This is a genomic window from Citrobacter sp. 506, from assembly GCF_050434985.1.
GTDB classification, from domain to species: Bacteria; Pseudomonadota; Gammaproteobacteria; order Enterobacterales; family Enterobacteriaceae; genus Citrobacter; species Citrobacter braakii.
Map to the genome: position 1 here is coordinate 94883 of NZ_JBNDJN010000004.1, position 19655 is coordinate 114537.

Annotated in this window: 18 protein-coding genes; 2 read left to right on the forward strand and 16 right to left on the reverse strand. The window is 51.9% G+C overall.

Features of this window, described 5'->3' with window-relative positions; all coding sequences use genetic code 11:
• Positions 1-160 precede the first annotated feature (160 nt).
• On the reverse strand, positions 161-883 hold the full coding sequence (locus ABIE10_RS15940; protein ID WP_029139653.1) for an oxidative stress defense protein: 723 nt from the start codon (positions 881-883) through the stop codon (positions 161-163).
• Between the two features lie 93 nt (positions 884-976).
• The gene (argO, locus tag ABIE10_RS15945; RefSeq protein ID WP_003027005.1) at positions 977-1612 is read right to left on the reverse strand and encodes an arginine exporter ArgO; all 636 of its coding nucleotides are present in this window, start codon (positions 1610-1612) and stop codon (positions 977-979) included.
• A 200-nt stretch (positions 1613-1812) separates the two neighbouring features.
• Between argO and dctP the strand changes: the two genes are divergently transcribed.
• Complete coding sequence (dctP, locus tag ABIE10_RS15950) at positions 1813-2859, forward strand: TRAP transporter substrate-binding protein DctP (protein ID WP_200079809.1); 1047 nt, start codon at positions 1813-1815, stop codon at positions 2857-2859.
• A gap of 41 nt (positions 2860-2900) precedes the next feature.
• Here dctP and ABIE10_RS15955 read toward each other — a convergent pair whose 3' ends face one another.
• From ABIE10_RS15955 to tkt, 11 genes are all read right to left on the reverse strand, one after another.
• Positions 2901-3761, reverse strand: a complete 861-nt coding sequence (locus ABIE10_RS15955) for a small-conductance mechanosensitive channel MscS (protein ID WP_141875628.1) — start codon at positions 3759-3761, stop codon at positions 2901-2903.
• A gap of 191 nt (positions 3762-3952) precedes the next feature.
• A complete protein-coding gene (fbaA, locus tag ABIE10_RS15960) occupies positions 3953-5032 on the reverse strand; it encodes a class II fructose-bisphosphate aldolase (RefSeq protein WP_003027029.1) in 1080 nt (359 codons plus the stop codon).
• 88 nt (positions 5033-5120) lie between these two features.
• Positions 5121-6284: a phosphoglycerate kinase gene (gene pgk, locus ABIE10_RS15965; RefSeq protein ID WP_003027032.1), complete on the reverse strand. Its 1164-nt coding sequence runs from the start codon at positions 6282-6284 to the stop codon at positions 5121-5123.
• Positions 6285-6323: 39 nt separating this feature from the next.
• Complete coding sequence (gene epd / locus ABIE10_RS15970; protein ID WP_016154379.1) at positions 6324-7352, reverse strand: erythrose-4-phosphate dehydrogenase; 1029 nt, start codon at positions 7350-7352, stop codon at positions 6324-6326.
• Positions 7353-7639: 287 nt separating this feature from the next.
• A complete protein-coding gene (locus ABIE10_RS15975; RefSeq protein ID WP_046274945.1) occupies positions 7640-8350 on the reverse strand; it encodes a nucleoside/nucleotide kinase family protein in 711 nt (236 codons plus the stop codon).
• The gene (locus ABIE10_RS15980; protein WP_016154381.1) at positions 8347-8856 is read right to left on the reverse strand and encodes an MltR family transcriptional regulator; all 510 of its coding nucleotides are present in this window, start codon (positions 8854-8856) and stop codon (positions 8347-8349) included. The genes ABIE10_RS15975 and ABIE10_RS15980 overlap by 4 nt, the downstream gene beginning before the upstream one ends.
• A 15-nt stretch (positions 8857-8871) precedes the next feature.
• A complete protein-coding gene (gene glpX, locus ABIE10_RS15985) occupies positions 8872-9843 on the reverse strand; it encodes a class II fructose-bisphosphatase (protein WP_279265520.1) in 972 nt (323 codons plus the stop codon).
• Complete coding sequence (locus ABIE10_RS15990; RefSeq protein ID WP_016154383.1) at positions 9840-11117, reverse strand: zinc-binding dehydrogenase; 1278 nt, start codon at positions 11115-11117, stop codon at positions 9840-9842. Before ABIE10_RS15990 ends, glpX begins: the two co-directional genes overlap by 4 nt.
• 24 nt (positions 11118-11141) lie before the next feature.
• Entirely contained in the window at positions 11142-12521 is a 1380-nt protein-coding gene (locus ABIE10_RS15995) for a PTS mannitol transporter subunit IICB (RefSeq protein WP_141875630.1), read from the reverse strand.
• 27 nt (positions 12522-12548) lie between these two features.
• Positions 12549-12992, reverse strand: a complete 444-nt coding sequence (gene cmtB, locus ABIE10_RS16000) for a PTS mannitol transporter subunit IIA (protein ID WP_016157436.1) — start codon at positions 12990-12992, stop codon at positions 12549-12551.
• A gap of 316 nt (positions 12993-13308) precedes the next feature.
• Complete coding sequence (tkt, locus tag ABIE10_RS16005; protein WP_016154386.1) at positions 13309-15300, reverse strand: transketolase; 1992 nt, start codon at positions 15298-15300, stop codon at positions 13309-13311.
• A 279-nt stretch (positions 15301-15579) separates the two neighbouring features.
• Between tkt and ABIE10_RS16010 the strand changes: the two genes are divergently transcribed.
• A complete protein-coding gene (locus ABIE10_RS16010) occupies positions 15580-16338 on the forward strand; it encodes a M48 family metallopeptidase (protein ID WP_016154387.1) in 759 nt (252 codons plus the stop codon).
• Between the two features lie 111 nt (positions 16339-16449).
• Here the strand turns inward: ABIE10_RS16010 and speB are convergent, their stop codons facing one another.
• From speB to yqgB, 3 genes are all read right to left on the reverse strand, one after another.
• Positions 16450-17370 carry an agmatinase gene (gene speB / locus ABIE10_RS16015; RefSeq protein ID WP_016154388.1) on the reverse strand — a complete coding sequence of 307 codons (921 nt, stop codon included), beginning with the start codon at positions 17368-17370 and terminating at the stop codon, positions 16450-16452.
• Positions 17371-17512: 142 nt separating this feature from the next.
• Positions 17513-19489 (reverse strand): biosynthetic arginine decarboxylase, encoded by a 1977-nt coding sequence (speA, locus tag ABIE10_RS16020; RefSeq protein WP_016154389.1) that lies wholly within the window; start codon positions 19487-19489, stop codon positions 17513-17515.
• A gap of 8 nt (positions 19490-19497) precedes the next feature.
• Positions 19498-19629: an acid stress response protein YqgB gene (gene yqgB / locus ABIE10_RS16025; protein ID WP_049041971.1), complete on the reverse strand. Its 132-nt coding sequence runs from the start codon at positions 19627-19629 to the stop codon at positions 19498-19500.
• Between the last annotated feature and the right edge of the window lie 26 nt (positions 19630-19655).

The window sequence follows — 19655 nt, forward strand, 5'->3', positions numbered from 1 at the left end:
CTATCCTCATTACCACGAAAAAAAAGACTGAATGTGAGGTCTCATTTTTACAGTTGCTCACAGAAAAACCGGCTGGAATGTTTTGTCGGCCTGATGAGACGCGTAAGCATCGCCATCAGGCTAAAAACTTGCCGGATGGCGACTTACGCCTATATCAAGACTACTTATTGGTTACTGTAGGCTCAATCTGGAAGACGACATCAACCTGATCGTCAAACTGAATAACCGGCTGTTCGTAGGTTTCCTGAGCAGAGGTTGCAGGCGCTGCATCTGCTTTCATCATCCGTACCATCGGGCTCGGTTGATAATTGGAAACGTGGTAACGCACACTGTAAACGGGACCCAGTTTGCTATTAAAGCCCGCTGCCAGCTGTTCAGCCTGATGAACAGCATCATCAATCGCCGCTTTACGCGCTTTGTCTTTGTAAGCATCCGGCTGGGCAACGCCCAGCGATACCGAACGAATCTCATTCAGACCGGCCTTCAGCGCGCCATCAAGCAGAGCGTTGAGTTTGTCCAACTGACGCAGCGTGACTTCAACGGTGCGCACTGCACGATAACCTTTGAGGATGCTTTTGCCGTTCTGGTAGTCGTAGTCCGGCTGCGTACGCAAGTTTGCAGCGCTAATGTCTTTCTTCGCTATCTGGTTCTGTTCAAGGAAAGACAGATATTGCGCCACGCGCTCATCGGCCTGCTTCTTCGCGGAAGCCGCATCCTTTGCAGCAACGTTCACTTCAATCGCCAGGGTGGCGATGTCTGGTGTTGCATCTACGCTTGCCGTTCCGGAAGTCACGATGTGCGGTCCATTTGGCAACTCATTTGCCTGTACCGATAGTGCGCTGAATCCGACTAATGCCGCCAGGGCCATTATTTTGAACTTCACGGTCGTTCCTCCATGTTTCATTAATTACCCCAAAACTCAGGGCACATGCAGGCAAGCTTAGCCGATCTCGCTGCGTTGTCCATCAGACAACACTTAGTTGAACAGCGCATGAACGTGCGCAACACCTTCTTTTGCCAGCTGAAAAGCGATAAACCACATCACTAATCCTACCAGCGTATTGATGATGCGCTGTGCTTTCGCAGTTCGCAGACGCGGTGCCAGCCAGGCCGCCAGCAATGCCAGACCGAAGAACCACAGGAACGAAGCGCTGACGGTTCCCAGTGCAAACCAGCGTTTAGGCTCAACGTCCAGTTGTCCCCCCAGACTCCCGAGCACCACAAAGGTATCCAGGTAAACATGTGGGTTGAGCCATGTCACCGCCAGCATAGTGGCGATGATTTTCCAGCGCCCCTGCTTCATCACCTCGGCGCTGGCCAGTTCCAGATTACTGCTCATCGCCGTTTTTAGCGCACCGAATCCGTACCAGAGTAAAAATGCGACCCCGCCCCAGGTGACCAGCGCCATCAGCCATGGCGACTGCATCAGCAAGGCGCTACCGCCGAAGATCCCCGCGCAAATCAGCACTAAATCGCTGATGGCGCAGAGTAAAGCAATCATGATGTGATACTGACGACGGATCCCCTGATTCATCACGAAGGCATTTTGTGGACCAAGCGGAAGTATCATGGCTGCACCAAGCGCAAGCCCTTGAAAATAGTAGGATAACATGTAAAGCATCTCACATAATTGTCTTGTGGGCAGACTATACTGCGCGGGATTCATTAGAGGAAATGGATAATATTAATCAGTAATTAGCATTATTAATAATACCGCGCACACTCCCCTCCATATTCAGTCTCTGACAATAGCGATTGTGCGTTACCCGAGGTATGCTGAAAGATAAGTCTGTCTATACCAAAGGAATGGGTATGAAGCATAACGCGAACATTTTTCTCTTCTGTGCCTCGCTGGTAGTTACCAGTTTGTGGCCCACTGTCGCCAGCGCAGACAGAACGCTGCGCTATACCGATCACGAGCCATATGGCAACATGCGTACCCGGCTCATAAAAGAGACTTTTTTTCGCGCGATCGAACAAGAGTCGCTTGGACGTTTGAAAATCGACGCTCACTGGAACGGCGAGCTGTCCACCAGCTATGACGCCTTAAAAACGATCGGCCAGGGCAGCGTGGCGGATATGGGGATCGTGGTCCCTGAGTACACGCCCGAACAACTGCCGCGACACCAGATTTTTAAGAGCTTCCCCCTCGGACCGGGCCGTGGTGAAGCGCAGGTTAACGCCTTTCAGCGGATTTTCCGCGAGTATCGCCAGTTTGGTCGCGAGCTGGAAAACAACAATCTGGTGAATCTTCAGTTTTTCCTCGGCTATCCGGTTGGATTTTTTACTACCAGGCCGAACGTCGATTTGGCACAGCTGAATGCAAGCCAATGGCGGACCGCCAGCTTTTGGCATCAATCATTTTTACGCAACGCGGGCGGCGTGCCGGTCAGCATGCCATGGAATGAAAAAATTACCGATGCGCTTCAGACCGGACAGCTTGACGGCCTGATGGTTAACCTCGACAGCGGAGATGATATCCATGCCCAGCGGGCGGCCCCCTATATTCAGCTCTCCCCTTCGCTCTGGCTCGGACACGTTTATCTTCTGGTGATGAATAAAGACGTCTGGGATAGCCTGGACGTGAAAGATCGCGCAGCCATCAATCGGGCCGCCGCCATGACGCAAAAGCGTATTGGCGCAGTGCAGGACGCAAGCCTGACCGCAATGGCGAAAAAGATGGCAAAAGAGGGTGCACGCGTTCACTACCTGACCAACAGCGAGCTGAATGCGTGGCAAGCCGCTACCGGTTATCAGCACGTTCAGGCCGAATGGATTGCCCAACAGGAAAGTAAAGGAATAAACGATGTTGGCGAGCTGATGCGGGGTGTCAGCGCAATTCTTAACAAGACGAGATAAATCAACGCCCGCCTCTCTCGGGCGGGCGTTTTTAGCTGAAGTTAGTCGGTCGCGTTCTCTTTCACGCGTTTAAAGTTCACATCCATCTGCGGGTACGGGAAGCTGATACCGTTGGCGTCAAACTCGCGCTTAATGCGCTCCAGTACATCCCAGTAGACGCTTTGCAGATCGCTGCTGTTGCTCCAGACACGTACGACGAAATTAATCGAGGAAGCGCCCAGCTCATTCAGGCGTACCGTCATTTCACGGTCTTTTAGGATGCGATCTTCAGACTGGATGATATCAGTGAGGATTTTTTTCACCTGATCGATATCGGAGTCGTAGGCCACGCCGATAATAAATTCGTTACGACGGACCGGCTCGCGAGAGAAGTTAATGATGTTCCCGGCAATGATTTTACCGTTTGGGATCACCACAATCTTACCGTCTACGGTACGCATAGTTGTGGAGAAAATCTGCACGTTAAGCACGGTTCCCGCAACGCCGCCAAGGTCTACATATTCACCCGCGCGGAACGGACGGAACATCACCAGCAGCACGCCTGCGGCGAGGTTGGACAGCGACCCTTGCAACGCCAGACCGACAGCTAAACCTGCGGCACCGAGAACGGCGATCACGGAGGCAGTTTGCACCCCAACGCGACCCAGCGCGGCAATCAGCGTGAAAGCGATAATACCGTAGCGCACCAGTGCAGAAAGAAAGTCGGCAACGGTGGCATCAATTTTACGCGCCAGCATCAGGCGGTTAACGGTGTTTGATACGATACGCGCCACGATCATACCGATAATGACAATCGCGAGAGCCGCAACGATGTTGACGGCATAGCTCAACAGTAGCTCCTGATTGCGGACCAGCCAGGTGCCCGCACCGTTTATGCTGTCGACAACATTCAAATCTTCCATTCAATATTCCTTTTTTGCTTACCCAAACGGGAGAAATAAAGCCGCCCTAACGGGACTGGCAACCTGACAAGGGTAAACAATAAACTCAGATTTTGCCAAACAGATCACAGAATTCTCTGTCAGCAGCACATTGAAATGGCAATAAAAAAGGCCCGCATTTGCGGGCCTCATGTCACGTTGGACGGCGTAAATTACAGAACGTCAACCGCGTTCAGTTCTTTGAAAGCCTGTTCCAGACGGGTGATCATGGTTGCCTGACCAGCACGCAGCCATACGCGCGGATCGTAGTATTTCTTGTTCGGCTGATCTTCGCCTTTCGGGTTGCCCAACTGACCCTGCAGGTAAGCTTCGTTTGCTTTGTAGTAGTTCAGAACGCCTTCCCAGGTAGCCCATTGGGTATCGGTGTCGATGTTCATTTTCACTACGCCGTAGCTTACGGAGTCTTTGATTTCCTGAGCAGTAGAACCGGAACCACCGTGGAAGACGAAGTTCAGGCTGTTATGCGGCAGGTTATGTTTCTTAGAAACATAGTCCTGAGAGTCGCGCAGGATGGTCGGGGTCAGAACTACGTTACCCGGCTTGTAAACGCCGTGTACGTTACCGAAGGACGCTGCGATGGTGAAACGCGGGCTGATTTTGCTCAGCTCGGTGTATGCGTAGTCAACGTCTTCCGGTTGGGTGTACAGTGCAGAAGCGTCCATGTGGCTGTTGTCCACGCCGTCTTCTTCACCACCGGTGCAACCCAGTTCGATTTCCAGAGTCATGCCCATTTTGGACATGCGCGCCAGGTATTTGGAGCAGATTTCGATGTTCTCTTCCAGAGACTCTTCAGACAGGTCGATCATGTGAGAAGAGAACAGCGGTTTGCCAGTTGCTGCGAAGTGTTTTTCACCCGCGTCCAGCAGACCGTCGATCCACGGCAGCAGTTTCTTCGCGCAGTGGTCAGTGTGCAGGATAACCGGAACACCATAGTGTTCAGCCATCTGGTGAACGTGATGCGCACCAGAGATAGCACCCAGGATTGCAGCGCCCTGAGGAACATCAGACTTCACGCCTTTACCCGCGATGAAAGAAGCACCACCGTTGGAGAACTGGACGATGACCGGCGCTTTAACTTTTGCAGCGGTTTCCAGAACGGCGTTGATGGAGTCGGTACCAACGCAGTTAACAGCTGGCAGAGCAAAGTTGTTTTCTTTAGCTACCTGGAAAACTTTCTGTACGTCATCACCAGTGATTACGCCTGGTTTTACGAAATCAAAAATTTTAGACATGTTGCGAGTCCTGTATCTTCGGCCTTGGAAAGGGGGCGCGCTCGACAGCGCGCTAATAATTGGGCAGGTTTCCCTGCCCATCAATGTCTTACTTTTTAGCACGCTCTTCGAGCATGGCTACTGCTGGCAGTACTTTGCCTTCCACGAATTCGAGGAATGCGCCGCCGCCAGTAGAGATGTAGGAGATTTTGTCAGCAATGCCGAACAGGTCGATTGCTGCCAGGGTGTCACCGCCGCCTGCGATAGAGAATGCTTCGCTGTCTGCGATAGCATTAGCAACGATTTCAGTACCTTTGCGGAAGTTCGGGAATTCGAACACGCCAACCGGGCCGTTCCACAGAATGGTTTTCGCATTCTTCAGAATGTCAGCCAGCTGCTGTGCAGAAGCGTCGCCGATATCCAGGATCTGCTCGTCTTCTTTTACATCGCTAACGGATTTAAGCGTAGCCGGTGCAGTTTCAGAGAATTCAGTCGCTACGCGAACGTCAGTCGGGACCGGGATATCGCAAGTCGTCAGCAGACGCTTAGCTTCATCAACCAGGTCAGCTTCGTACAGGGATTTGCCGACGTTGTGGCCTTGAGCAGCAACGAAGGTGTTCGCGATACCACCACCAACGATCAGCTGGTCAGCGATTTTTGACAGAGAGTCCAGAACGGTCAGTTTGGTAGAAACTTTAGAACCACCAACGATAGCCACCATCGGACGAGCAGGTTCTTTCAGCGCTTTACCCAGCGCATCCAGCTCAGCAGCCAGCAGCGGACCAGCGCAAGCTACGTCGGCGAATTTACCGATACCGTGGGTAGAAGCCTGCGCACGGTGAGCTGTACCGAAAGCGTCCATTACGAATACGTCGCACAGCGCAGCGTATTTTTTGGACAGCGCTTCGTCGTCTTTCTTCTCGCCTTTGTTGAAGCGAACGTTTTCCAGAACAACCAGTTCACCGGCAGCGACTTCAACGCCGTCCAGGTAATCTTTTACCAGGCGAACCGGAGCAGACAGTTTGTCTTTCAGGTAGTTAACAACCGGCAGCAGAGAGAATTCTTCGTTGTACTCGCCTTCGGTAGGACGACCCAGGTGGGAAGTTACCATCACTTTAGCACCCTGTTTCAGGGCCAGTTCGATGGTCGGCAGGGAAGCACGGATACGCGCATCGCTGGTTACTTTCCCTTCTTTAACTGGTACGTTCAGGTCCGCACGGATAAAAACGCGTTTACCAGCCAGATCCAGATCGGTCATCTTAATTACAGACATGGTGAATCCTCTCGTTGATTCATAAAGTTTTGTCGACGCTCAAGCGTCGAGCCTGAAACCAATAGCAGCCATCGCTAACGTTGTGTCGAGCATACGGTTAGCAAAGCCCCATTCATTATCACACCAGACCAGCGTTTTGATCAGGTGAGCGCCACTCACGCGCGTTTGCGTACCATCAACGATGGCGCTGTGCGGGTCGTGGTTAAAATCTACAGAGACCAACGGTAATTCCGTATAGTCAACTATACCATGAAATGCACCTTGTGCTGCTTTTTGCAGCAACTGGTTGACTTCACTGGCTTTTACTGGTTTTTTCACCGTCACGCTTAAGTCGATCGCCGTCACATTTATGGTCGGTACACGCACCGCAATCGCTTCAAAACGATCGTTAAACTGCGGGAAAATTCGCGTGATTCCCGCCGCCAGTTTGGTATCAACCGGAATAATAGACTGGCTGGCCGCTCGCGTGCGACGCAGGTCAGGATGATAGGCATCAATAACCTGCTGATCGTGCATCGCGGAGTGGATCGTGGTGACGGTACCAGACTCAATGCCGTAAGCATCATCCAGCAATTTAATGACGGGTATTATGCAATTCGTGGTGCAGGAGGCGTTGGAAACGATCCGGTGTTCAGCGCGGAGCTGATCCTGATTAACGCCATACACAACGGTTGCGTCGATGTCGTGACTACCAGGATGTGAAAAGAGCACTTTTTTTGCACCAGCGGCAATATGCGCCTCGCCGTGTTCGCGGTTGCCGAAAACCCCCGTACAGTCCAGCACAACGTCGACACTCAGTTCGCGCCAGGGAAGCGCATCGAGCGTTCGCTCATGCAGAATGCGGATCGCGTCATCGCCAACGATGAGCTGGTCACGTTCCTGACGAACATCCCAGGCAAAACGTCCATGGCTGGTGTCATATTTCAACAAATGCGCCATGCCTGCAGCATCCGCCAGTTCGTTGATTGCCACCACGGTGATTTCCGCCCGACGCCCGGATTCATACAAAGCACGAACCACGTTGCGTCCGATGCGACCGAAACCATTAATCGCTACGCGTACGGTCATAGGTCTCCTGCAAGGATTTCTCAGAAACGATGTGGCAGACAGAGTAATGCAGCAAATCGCTCAGGGAAACCTTACCTGTCGCAAACTGCGACTAATTGGTTAATTGTCGAACATTTAATCGACTGAAACGCTTCAGCTAGAATAAGCGAAACGCGGAATAAAAGGAATGATTGTCCAGCCAAAGAAAACAGTTATCTGACGTACATCACACTTTTCCCGCTAAGACCGGGGGAAATTATTCCAGTAAGCCGTAATAATCATTACGGCTTAACAGGAATAATTGGCCTTCACGCTATCCGATATTCACCAGATTCCAGCATCTCCAGCGTCAGGTCACCAGGCAGACTCGCTTCCAGTACCCGGCGAACATTCGGTCCGTCGGTACGCTCATAAAACGCCTCAGCGTCAGCTTGTGATAGTCCGCCCGCCAGTTTACGGCCTACCAGTCGTGTACGGAGCGCGTTGGCAGGAGCACGAATAAACAGCGAGTAATCACAAAACTCAGCTAACGCCCGCCACCTTTCATCATCGCGTAATAACCAGTTGCCTTCCACAATCACAATCGGCGCGCTCACTGTTATGGCCGCTTCTACCGGATCGTGTTTTTGCCGGTCGTACTGTGGCCAGGTGCCCTCCCCTTCCCTTATCAGACGTAGATTCTGCGCAAGCTTATCCACATCAAAGGTTTCCGGCGCACCTTTATATGCTCGCAGGTTATGAGCATCCAGCCAGGTGTTGTAGTGATGGAAGCCATCCATCGGCAGCGTCTGGATCTCCGGCAGGCCAGGATCCTGACGGGAGAGATATTCCCAGAAGGTGGTCAGCGTCGATTTACCCGTACCAGGCGGTGCGCTGAGAAAAACGATCGTTCGTCGCTGCGGGTGAGTGGCATGTATTTTTGCCAGCTGTTGTAATAACGGTTTGTGGACGTTCTCTATCTCATCATCACGGTAATGTGCTTCAACCTGTAGCCCATTCACCGTTAGTTTGATTTTCACGGCGTTAATTCCTTTAAAATCGCCGTCACTGCCAGCGTCATTGCCGTCTTGACCATTGCGCTAAAGCGCACTTCGGACCACGCAGCAAAGTCGGCAAATTTCATCGACTCCAGCGCACCGTAGAGCGTTGCGTTGCGGGTGATACTGTTCACGTTGCTGACAAAATCCCAGGTAATGTCATCGGCAAAACCGGGGATATTATCCTGCTCGTTCAGGTACTGATAAAACTGAGAGAAATGGGTGATGTCGGCATAAAGCCATTTATCCATTTTTCCCAACGCATAAATCAGACGTAACGCAACGTCGATATCGTCAAGCGGTCCACTCTGGGCGAGTAACGGCTTCACTGCATATTCCACGATCTCTTCATCGTTATTAACGAACAGCGACGGTAGAAAGCGCTTAATGCCCTGGAGCAAAATGTTATGTGCCGTCGTCATAAACGAGAGTAAATTATTTTGAGCATCCAGTTGCTCAAGCACATCGTCTTCTGTCAGCGTCGTCATTCGTTTCTCGATAAATCACCATGAATGCAGAGAGTCTATTATATTACACGTTCGATCCGCGCCGCCGATCAGTAAAGTTTGCGTGCGCACACCATTCGCAACCTGTTGGATCCCTTTCACAAGATCGCCGCCCGTGACCCCTGTTGCGCTGAAGAGGATCTTATCTCCCCCTACCAGTTCGTCCAGCGCATAGATCCGGTTGATCTCAACGCCCATTTCCGCGCAGCGCTGATGTTCCTGTGCCGCAATCAGACGATTATCTGCGTTATTTCCTTTCGCTTCGCAAAAATCAATCAGTTCAGCCTGCATATCGCCCCCCAGCGCTTTAACCGCACAGGCTGAAATAACCCCTTCAGGCGCGCCGCCAATGGTATACATCAGATCATAAGGATTCTCCTGCATACAGGCCAGCACGCTGGCGGCCACGTCGCCGTCGGGCAGAGCAAAGACCTTGACGCCAAGCCGTGTCGCCTCGGCAATCGCTGGTTGAAGGCGCGGCTTATCCAGCGTCACCATCCGCAGTCGCTTCAGCGGTTTACCCAACGCCTCTGCCACATTACGCAGATTATCTGCCAACGGCAGCGCCAGATTAATCGCCCCTTTCGCAAACCGATTAACAACCAGTTTTTTCATGTACATATCAGGGGCGTGTAACAAACTACCGCGAGGGGCAAACGCCATGACGGCCAGCGCATTGCTTTGCCCCATAGCCACCATTCGGGTTCCTTCGATAGGATCAACGGCGATATCTACCTCAGGTCCGGTGCCGGTTCCCACTTCCTCACCAATCCACAGCATCGGGGCTTGATCAATCTCCCCTTCGCCAATAACGATGCGTCCGCGAATGGCAATACAGTTCAATGCTTCCCGCATTGCCGTCACAGCCAGACCATCAATCTTGTTTTTATCGCCGCACCCGGTTTGCGGCCAGGCTGCCAGTGCAGCCTGCTCCGTGATACGAAATAGCGGCCATGCCAGCGACATCATATCGCCGCCTCCCCGATATCAACGCCAAAGTGTGCCAAAAGGTATTTTTCTGCCTTTTCATTCCAGATACCGTGCGTCTCCTCCACCAGCAGCGCCAGTTCTTTGAATAATGGGTCAGTTTTCCCTTTCTCGGCAAAATCAGCAATGGCGGTTAGTGGCATGGTAACGCCGTTATATATCAGCTTCTTACCGCCGGGGATCGCCGGTAAATTCAAAACAGTTTCCGGAACTGCATCAAGGCCGCCAATGTGCGTCACCATAAAAGACGGTTGCAGTTGGCCAGTTGCACTGAGCGCAATGGCCTCTTTCATATCATCCGTTGAACCACCGGATGTCCCGACAACGTGAGTGCTGTTGTAGTGCACGTTATAAAAATTAAACGGCACTTTGAAGTTACTGTCCGTAGGGCCGGCAAAAAAATTCAGGCAACCATCTTCCGCGAGTAAATCATCAGCCATCTCAACAACTGCAGGCACTGCCGCATACACAAAGACATCATCAAAACCTGCGTCATGAGTTAACGCTCGCAGCATCGCTGTCGGAGAATCCATGCCAGTAGTATTCACATAGATGAGCTCAATCCCCTTTTCAGCCGCCAACTCAACGGGCAACAGTTTTTTAGCTTGCGCCAGTCGTGCTTCGTCAATATCGACCACCACCACGCGCGACGGCTGAATATTCCCGTTAATGGCATAATCTATTGCACCAATACCCATCGGCCCGGCGCAGGCCAGAAGCGCAATGTTCCCCCCTGGCTTAATCCCCATGCGATGCTCATAAACGTAAGGCGTGGTATGAAAATTCGCGTTATACGCCCCAATAATGCAGCACATCGGTTCTGCCAATGAGGCAGCGGCAAAATAAGAGCCGTGGTAAGGCAAAACGCATCCCAGGTTAATCGCCACTTCCGGGATAATCATATATGTCGCATTGCCGCCAAAATATTCATAGCTGTATCCTGCTGAATATCCACTTGGCAATCCCATCGCGGGTTGCAACACAAAACGCTGACCTTTCTTATATTTATCCGTCAGGTTTTTTCCCACCTCAACAATAATACCTGCACATTCATGTCCGGTAATAACCGGATGATTTTCCAGATCGTCCGGTACGCGTTTATGATCGCTCCCCAATGCTGCTGCTTTCCAGGTGGACAAACAAACGCTATCGGATATTACGCTTACTAACAATTCATTATCTGTAATTGCAGGCAGTTCAAACTCGCGGATACGAATATCCTGCTTGCCATATATGGCAGCAACTTTCGTTTTCATATTCACTCCAAAAATAGAAGAAGGCTAGTTCGCAGTAATGCGTTTAAATAAATCATCCAACAATGGGTCACCAATATAGTTCTTAATCAGCACTAATGGCTTTTCACTTACACGTTTAACACGACCTTCAAGACTGGCATGGGTGACAATAATATCGGCATCTTGCGGAACGTTTTCGATAGCATAATGCGTCACAGTAATATTCAATCCCGCTTTCTCCAGACGCTTACGAAATGTGGTTGCCCCCATAGCACTGGAACCCATTCCTGCATCACAGACAAAAGCGACGCGTTTAATGTTTTTGTAAGAGAATTGCCCTTCCTGCTTCATCGCTTTGACGGTTCTGGCTGATTCAGCAAAGTCATCTTCACTTTCTGTTTCAACGTTCTTTTCCATTTTCAGGATGACAGAGGTAATAACAAAAGTAACAACGGTTCCCGCGGTAACTCCTGCAATGGTCGCGAGGAAAGAACCTTTCGGCGTTAATGCCAGATAGGCGAATATGGATCCTGGGCTTGGCCCCGCAACTAACCCACCGTCCAGCAGGTGGAATACCCACGTCCCGGTCATTCCCCCGGCAATCATCGCGATCAGGGTCAGAGGCTTCATCAGCACATACGGGAAATACAGTTCATGAATACCACCGAGGAAGTGGATAATCATGGCGCCTGGCGCAGACTTTTTACTCATTCCTTTGCCAAAGATAGCAAAGCCGAGTAACAAACCTAATCCCGGCCCTGGGTTAGATGCCACCATGAAGAAAATTGATTTTCCCGTTTCAGAAGCTTGCTGCATCCCCAGCGGATAATACACCCCCTGATCGATGGCATTGTTCAGAAAGAGGATTTTTGCCGGCTCATTGATTACGGATAGCAACGGCAGATAGCCCGCATGAACCAACGCTTCAATACACTCCTTCACGAAATTATTGGCAATGAGAACCGCCGGGCCGATAACTTCAAACCCCAACAAGCATAAGAGCATTCCCGCGATACCAAGAGAGAAATTATTGATAACCATCTCGAAGCCTGCAGGAATGCGTTTTTCCAGCAGACGATCGATATGCTTAATCACCCAACCGCCAAGCGGCCCCATTACCATGGCGCCAAGGAACATCGGGATATCCGCGCCCACAATAACGCCAATAGAACCAATGCCCCCCATCACCGCACCGCGTTTCCCGCCAACCAGATGCCCCCCAGTGGAGCCAATCATGACGGGCAGTAAATAGGTAATCATCGGACCGACAATTTTGGCGAAATGCTCATTCGGCATCCAACCGGTAGGAATAAATAATGCGGTAATAAAACCCCAGGCAATAAACGCACCGATGTTGGGAATGACCATTGCAGTCAAAAACCCACCAAAAGCCTGGACTTTGGCACGAGCAGACTTGTTTTCCATAATAATGTCCTGAAAGGAAACCGTTAATTATGCTTGAGCGATAATATCCGCCAATTGTTTTTCTGATTTAGCCGCTAACAAAGCGGTTAGTGCTTCCTCTTCACATAATAATTCGCTTAAGGCCTGAATAGCGCCAATGTGTGAATCAGCATTAGCCGCCGACAATCCGATTAATAATCTGATACCTTCATCATCTTCGGCAAATTTCACTTCCTGTTTGAGAAGCGTTAATGACATACCGGTTTTTAACGCGCCACACTCCGGTCGAGCGTGCGGCATGGCGACGCCTGGCGCTAAAATATAATAAGGACCATTGTTAATCGTTGAGTCTTTAATGGCCTGAATATAATCTGAATTGACATAATGATTGGCGAGTAAGGATGACATAGAAAAGTCAATTGCCTCCTGCCAGTTCTTTGCTGAATTTTTTATTGAGATAGATGATTCTGGAAAGTAATCAATCAGCCGCATACATTTTCCTTATTTTATTTTTAGGGTACGAGTTAGCGTTAAAAATAAAATACGCGCACGGCAAAATGAAATCAATCGAGGAGAAAACTACATACAGCGCAGAATGTTTTTTGGTGATGCCTTTAAAAACAATGAATTGAGAAAAGAAATATAAAAATCAATAGCAATAATGTGATTCAAGTTGCAAATATAAAACATCACTAAATATCACATTTGTGATGCAAATCTACATTTTCGGGTTGCACACAACCGAATAAATTTACTTACTTTAAAAAAACGGGCCGCATAAGCGACCCGTTTTCACCTGTAATCAAAATTACAGCAGTTCTTTTGCTTTCGCGACAACGTTGTCGACAGTGAAGCCAAACTCTTCAAACAGCAGCTCAGCCGGTGCAGACTCACCAAAGGTAGTCATACCAACGATAGCGCCGTTCAGGCCCACGTATTTGAACCAGTAGTCTGCGATACCCGCTTCCACTGCAACACGTGCGGAAACAGCTTTCGGCAGTACGGACTCGCGATAAGCGGCATCCTGTTTGTCGAACGCGTCGGTAGACGGCATGGAAACCACGCGCGCTTTAACGCCTTCAGCGGTCAGTTTGTCCCAGGCAGCCACAGCCAGCTCAACTTCAGAACCGGTAGCGATGAAGATCAGTTCCGGCTGACCGGCGCAATCTTTCAGCACGTAACCACCGCGCGCGATGTTCGCCAGCTGCTCTTCGGTACGTTCCTGCTGTGCCAGGTTCTGGCGGGAGAGGATCAGCGCGGTTGGACCGTCCTGACGCTCTACACCGTATTTCCATGCAACGGCAGATTCAACCTGGTCACACGGACGCCAGGTGCTCATGTTCGGGGTCACACGCAGCGAAGCTACCTGCTCTACCGGCTGGTGAGTCGGGCCATCTTCGCCCAGACCGATGGAGTCGTGGGTATAGACCATCACCTGACGCTGTTTCATCAGCGCAGCCATACGCACCGCGTTACGGGCATATTCCACAAACATCAGGAAGGTGGAGGTGTACGGCAGGAAGCCACCGTGCAGGGAGATACCGTTAGCGATAGCGGTCATACCGAATTCACGTACACCGTAATGGATGTAGTTACCGGCAGTATCTTCGTTGATAGCTTTAGAACCAGACCACAGAGTCAGGTTACTTGGTGCCAGGTCAGCGGAGCCGCCGAGGAATTCAGGCAGCAGAGGACCAAACGCTTCAATCGCGTTCTGAGACGCTTTGCGGCTGGCGATTTTCGCCGGGTTAGCCTGCAGCTTAGCGATGAACTCGTTCGCTTTTGCGTCGAAGTCAGACGGCATTTCACCTTTCATACGACGGGTGAATTCAGCGGCTTCCTGCGGGAAGGCTTTCGCATAAGCAGCGAACTTCTCGTTCCATGCAGCTTCTTTTGCCTGGCCTGCTTCTTTCGCATCCCACTGCGCGTAGATTTCAGACGGAATTTCAAACGGCGCGTATTTCCAGCCCAGCTGTTCGCGGGTCAGTGCGATTTCTGCATCACCCAGCGGCGCACCATGAGAGTCGTGGGTACCGGCTTTATTCGGGGAACCGAAACCGATGATGGTTTTGCACATCAGCAGGGACGGTTTGTCGGTCACAGCGCGAGCTTCTTCCACTGCGCGCTTAATCGCGTCAGCATCGTGACCATCAACGCCACGAACCACGTGCCAGCCGTAAGCTTCGAAACGCTTAGCGGTGTCATCGGTGAACCAGCCTTCAACGTGGCCATCGATAGAGATGCCGTTGTCATCGTAGAACGCTACCAGTTTACCCAGCTTCAGCGTACCGGCCAGGGAACATACCTCGTGAGAGATACCTTCCATCATGCAGCCGTCGCCCATGAAAGCATAGGTGAAGTGGTCAACGATGTCGTGACCAGGACGGTTAAACTGCGCCGCCAGCGTTTTTTCGGCGATAGCCATACCCACAGCATTCGCAATGCCCTGACCCAGAGGACCGGTAGTGGTTTCAACACCTGCGGTGTAACCCACTTCCGGGTGACCCGGAGTTTTGGAATGCAGCTGACGGAAGTTCTGCAGCTCGGACATCGGCAGATCGTAGCCGGTGAGGTGCAGCAGGCTGTAAATCAGCATGGAGCCGTGGCCGTTGGACAGCACGAAGCGGTCACGGTCAGCCCAGGACGGGTTAGTCGGGTTGTGGTTCAGGAAATCACGCCACAGGACTTCGGCAATGTCAGCCATACCCATCGGGGCACCCGGGTGACCGGATTTGGCTTTCTGTACTGCGTCCATGCTCAGCGCACGAATAGCATTGGCAAGCTCTTTACGTGAGGACATTTTGACTCCAGATCGGATAATGAAGGCTGAGCCCTTAACGACTTGACGACAGCGCGTTTTGGGCTACGCCGGAAAAAAGTGCCAACAATGTAACCCAAGCCGCGTGTCATGTACATGGAGCATCCTTTTACCGCTTCAGAAATCTCTGGATCATGCGCGCAAGTTGCGCAATCTTCTCGCCCGCTGAATGTTCTTTTCTTTATACTAAGGCCGAGCGTCGGTTTACCTGCAAACGACGCATTTTTTAGAATAATCCTGACTTTGTGCGGAAGAGAAAAAATGAAAATTCGCGCTTTACTGCTTGCTACGAGCATGGCGGCGGCATTGACCGGCTGCCAGAACATGGACTCAAACGGACTGCTTTCTTCTGGCGCAGAGGCTTTTCAGGCCTATAGTCTGAGCGATACTCAGGTAAAAGCGCTGAGCGATCAGGCCTGTAAAGATATGGACAGCAAGGCTACTATCGCCCCTGCCAGCAGCGAGTACGCAACGCGTCTTGGCAAAATCGCCGCCGCGCTTGGCGACAACATTAACGGCCAGCCGGTGAACTACAAAGTCTATATGGCGAAAGATGTGAATGCCTTTGCCATGGCGAACGGTTGTATCCGCGTGTACAGCGGCCTGATGGATATGATGACCGATAACGAAGTCGAAGCGGTGATCGGCCACGAAATGGGCCACGTCGCGCTGGGTCACGTGAAAAAAGGCATGCAGGTCGCGCTGGGCACTAACGCCGTACGTGCAGCAGCGGCTTCCGCTGGCGGCATTGTCGGCAGCCTGTCGCAGTCGCAATTGGGCGATCTTGGCGAGAAACTGGTGAACTCGCAGTTCTCCCAGCGTCAGGAATCCGAAGCGGATGATTACTCGTATGATTTGTTGCGCAAACGTGGGATCAATCCGGCAGGACTAGCCACCAGCTTTGAGAAACTGGCTAAACTGGAAGCAGGACGCCAAAGCTCAATGTTTGACGATCACCCGGCATCTGCAGAACGTGCGCAACACATTCGCGATCGCATGAGCGCAGACGGGATAAAATAATCCTCGAACAGTGCCGGATGGCGGCGTGAGCGCCTTATCCGGCCTACAAATTCAGCAATAATGTAGGCCGGATTAGCGTCAGCGACATCCGGCAAAATAGTCCGAAACCCGTTATTCGCCTTTCTTCGCCGCCTGGATATACAGCATTTCCAGTGCCAGCGTAGCCGCCGCCAGCGCGGTGATCTCTGACTGATCATAGGCCGGAGCCACTTCCACCACATCCATCCCGACGATATTCAGATCTTTCAGACCACGTACCAGCTTGATCGCGCGATCGGAAGTCAGACCGCCGATTACGGGCGTACCGGTTCCTGGAGCAAACGCCGGATCGAGGCAGTCGATATCAAAGGTCAGATACACCGGCATATCACCAACAATCTGCTTAACCTGGGCGATGATGTCATCTACGCCGCGATCGTTCACCTGGCAAGCATCCAGCACGGTAAAGCCGTTATCTTTGTCGAACTCGGTACGAATACCGATCTGCACAGAGTGATTCGGATCGATCAGACCTTCGTTCGGCGCAGTGTAGAACATGGTACCGTGGTCGAATTCACAGCCGTTAGCGTAGGTGTCGGTGTGGGCATCAAAGTGCACCAGCGCCATTTTACCAAAGTGTTTAGCGTGCGCGCGCAGGAGCGGCAGCGTGACGAAGTGGTCACCGCCGAAAGAGAGCATGCGCTTACCAGCAGAAAGCAACTTCTCAGCATGCGCCTGCAGTTTTTCACTCATTTCACGGGCATCACCGAACGCATAAACCAAATCGCCGCAGTCCACCACGTTCAGGCGCTCGCGCATATCGAAGTCCCACGGGAAGCGATTGTGTTCCCACGCCAGGTTAGTGGAAACCTGACGAATCGCAGCCGGACCATGACGACCGCCCGCGCGGCCAGACGTTGCCATATCAAACGGTACGCCGGTGATCACCCAATCGGCGTCGCTGTCGTACGGCATGAAGTTCATCGGCAGACGCAAAAAACCAAAGGCGTTAGAAACCAGGGAGTTGTCGTATTGATGACCTAAGGTGCTCATGTACTGACCTCTTTTAAAATCGGTGAAAAAAAATCCCCTCCGCGTCGTTAAGCCCGACGAGGAAGGGATTGATTTACGTGACTACTTGTATAGGCGAATTATCGCCGTTAATTTGCTCAGGTTCAAGCGAACCCCAACAGCATTACTCGTCTTCGAGATAGGTATATCCGTACAGACCTGCCTCAAACTCTTCGAGGAACTGCTGCTGCAACTCGGTATCCAGATCGGTATTTTTCACCTGGTCACGGAACTGCGTTAGCAGGGTGTTCGGATCCAACTGCACGTATTGCAACATATCCGCCACGGTATCCCCTTCGTCAGACAGCTCAACTTCCACGCTGCCGTCAGGGAAGACGAACACGTCAACCGCTTCGGTATCACCGAACAGGTTGTGCATGTTGCCAAGGATCTCCTGGTACGCACCCACCATAAAGAAGCCCAGCATCGGCGGGTTCTCCGGGTCGTATTCCGGCATCGGCATGGTGGTCGCAATGCCGTCACCATCAACATAGTGGTCGATAGCGCCATCAGAGTCACAGGTGATATCCAGCAGCACCGCACGGCGCTCAGGAGCCTTGTTCAGCCCTTCCAGTGGCATCACCGGGAACAGCTGATCGATCCCCCACGCATCCGGCATCGACTGGAACAGCGAGAAGTTGACGTAAATCTTATCCGCCATACGCTCCTGCAACTCGTCGATAATCGGACGGTGCGCGCGGTTGCTCGGGTCGAGTTGTTTTTGCACATCGTGACACATGTTCAGATAGAGCTGTTCTGCCCACGCGCGTTCCTGCAGGCTAAAGGTGCCTGAAGAGTACCCAACGTGAATATCGTGCAGATCCATCTGGCTGTCGTGCAGCCATTCACGCAGCGAACGACGGGTTCCCGGCTCATGCATCTCTTGCCAGGTTTCCCACATGCTTTGCAGGGCACGCGGCGCATCGTCAGCCGGAGGCGTTGCTTCGGTATGCTCGCTACGCTCAACGCCGATAATATTAGACACCAGCACGGTATGATGCGCGGTAACAGCGCGACCGGATTCGGTAATTACCGTCGGGTGCGGCAGACCGTGCTCTTCACAGGCGTCGCCAATGGCCCAGATGATGTTGTTCGCGTATTCGTTCAGGCCGTAGTTTACGGAGCAGTCAGACTGCGAACGGGTACCTTCGTAGTCCACGCCCAGGCCACCGCCCACGTCGAAGCACTGGATATTTACGCCAAGCTTGTGCAGCTCAACGTAGAAACGCGCCGACTCACGTACGCCGGTGGCAATATCACGAATGTTCGCCATCTGTGAGCCGAGGTGGAAGTGCAGCAACTGAATACTGTCCAGACGACCGCGCTCGCGCAGCATTTCTACCAGTTGCAGCACCTGGTTTGCCGCCAGGCCGAATTTCGATTTCTCTCCGCCGGAGGACTGCCATTTGCCGGAACCCTGCGACGCCAGACGCGCACGCACGCCCAGACGCGGAACAACATTCAGTCGTTCAGCTTCATCCAGCACGATAGCGATTTCAGACATCTTCTCGATGACCAGATAGATCTTATGGCCCATCTTTTCGCCAATTAGCGCCAGGCGGATGTATTCGCGGTCTTTATAGCCGTTACACACGATCACGCTGCGGGTCATTCCGGCATGAGCCAGAACGGCCATCAGTTCAGCTTTAGAACCGGCTTCCAGCCCCAGCGGTTCGCCGGAGTGGATCAGCGATTCAATCACGCGACGGTGCTGGTTAACCTTGATCGGGTAAACGAGGAAATAGTCACCGTTGTAGCCGTAAGACTCACGGGCGCGCTTAAACGCGGCGTTAATCGAACGCAGACGGTGTTGCAGGATCTGCGGGAAGCAGAACAATGCAGGCAAACGCTGGCCCTGCGCTTCACGGGCTTTCACCAACTCAGCAAGGTCAACGCGCGCTTCTGGTACGTCGGGATCCGGGCACACGCTGATGTGGCCCAGTTCATTGACGTCATAATAGTTATTACCCCACCAGGCAATATTGTAAGTACGCAGCATCTTGCTGGCTTCCTGGGAACTCATTGCAACCTCCTGCATGGAGCGTAGTACACCGTGTTCGCCTGCTGACGAAGGCGAACCCAAAGAAATGTCGTCAGACATAGCGAACCTCAAATTTTATTAACAAGTGTAAAACAGTTGACTACTATCGCAATCCGAAGACGCGATAACAACCCAAATACAGGCAGAATTTCCAGCAGATAGTGCTGACGCTCCGACTGTGCGACCGGTTTCTTTTTCATATCAATGTAAACACGTAACCGAACTT

Bases quoted from the DNA above. Each gene is read 5' to 3' on its own strand.
- argO (WP_003027005.1), bottom strand. From the start codon at position 1,612: ATGTTATCCTACTATTTTCAAGGGCTTGCGCTTGGTGCAGCCATGATA.
- dctP (WP_200079809.1), top strand. From the start codon at position 1,813: ATGAAGCATAACGCGAACATTTTTCTCTTCTGTGCCTCGCTGGTAGTT.
- ABIE10_RS15955 (WP_141875628.1), bottom strand. From the start codon at position 3,761: ATGGAAGATTTGAATGTTGTCGACAGCATAAACGGTGCGGGCACCTGG.
- fbaA (WP_003027029.1), bottom strand. From the start codon at position 5,032: ATGTCTAAAATTTTTGATTTCGTAAAACCAGGCGTAATCACTGGTGAT.
- pgk (WP_003027032.1), bottom strand. From the start codon at position 6,284: ATGTCTGTAATTAAGATGACCGATCTGGATCTGGCTGGTAAACGCGTT.
- epd (WP_016154379.1), bottom strand. From the start codon at position 7,352: ATGACCGTACGCGTAGCGATTAATGGTTTCGGTCGCATCGGACGCAAC.
- ABIE10_RS15980 (WP_016154381.1), bottom strand. From the start codon at position 8,856: ATGACGACGCTGACAGAAGACGATGTGCTTGAGCAACTGGATGCTCAA.
- glpX (WP_279265520.1), bottom strand. From the start codon at position 9,843: ATGATGTCGCTGGCATGGCCGCTATTTCGTATCACGGAGCAGGCTGCA.
- ABIE10_RS15990 (WP_016154383.1), bottom strand. From the start codon at position 11,117: ATGAAAACGAAAGTTGCTGCCATATATGGCAAGCAGGATATTCGTATC.
- ABIE10_RS15995 (WP_141875630.1), bottom strand. From the start codon at position 12,521: ATGGAAAACAAGTCTGCTCGTGCCAAAGTCCAGGCTTTTGGTGGGTTT.
- cmtB (WP_016157436.1), bottom strand. From the start codon at position 12,992: ATGCGGCTGATTGATTACTTTCCAGAATCATCTATCTCAATAAAAAAT.
- tkt (WP_016154386.1), bottom strand. From the start codon at position 15,300: ATGTCCTCACGTAAAGAGCTTGCCAATGCTATTCGTGCGCTGAGCATG.
- ABIE10_RS16010 (WP_016154387.1), top strand. From the start codon at position 15,580: ATGAAAATTCGCGCTTTACTGCTTGCTACGAGCATGGCGGCGGCATTG.
- speB (WP_016154388.1), bottom strand. From the start codon at position 17,370: ATGAGCACCTTAGGTCATCAATACGACAACTCCCTGGTTTCTAACGCC.
- speA (WP_016154389.1), bottom strand. From the start codon at position 19,489: ATGTCTGACGACATTTCTTTGGGTTCGCCTTCGTCAGCAGGCGAACAC.
- yqgB (WP_049041971.1), bottom strand. From the start codon at position 19,629: ATGAAAAAGAAACCGGTCGCACAGTCGGAGCGTCAGCACTATCTGCTG.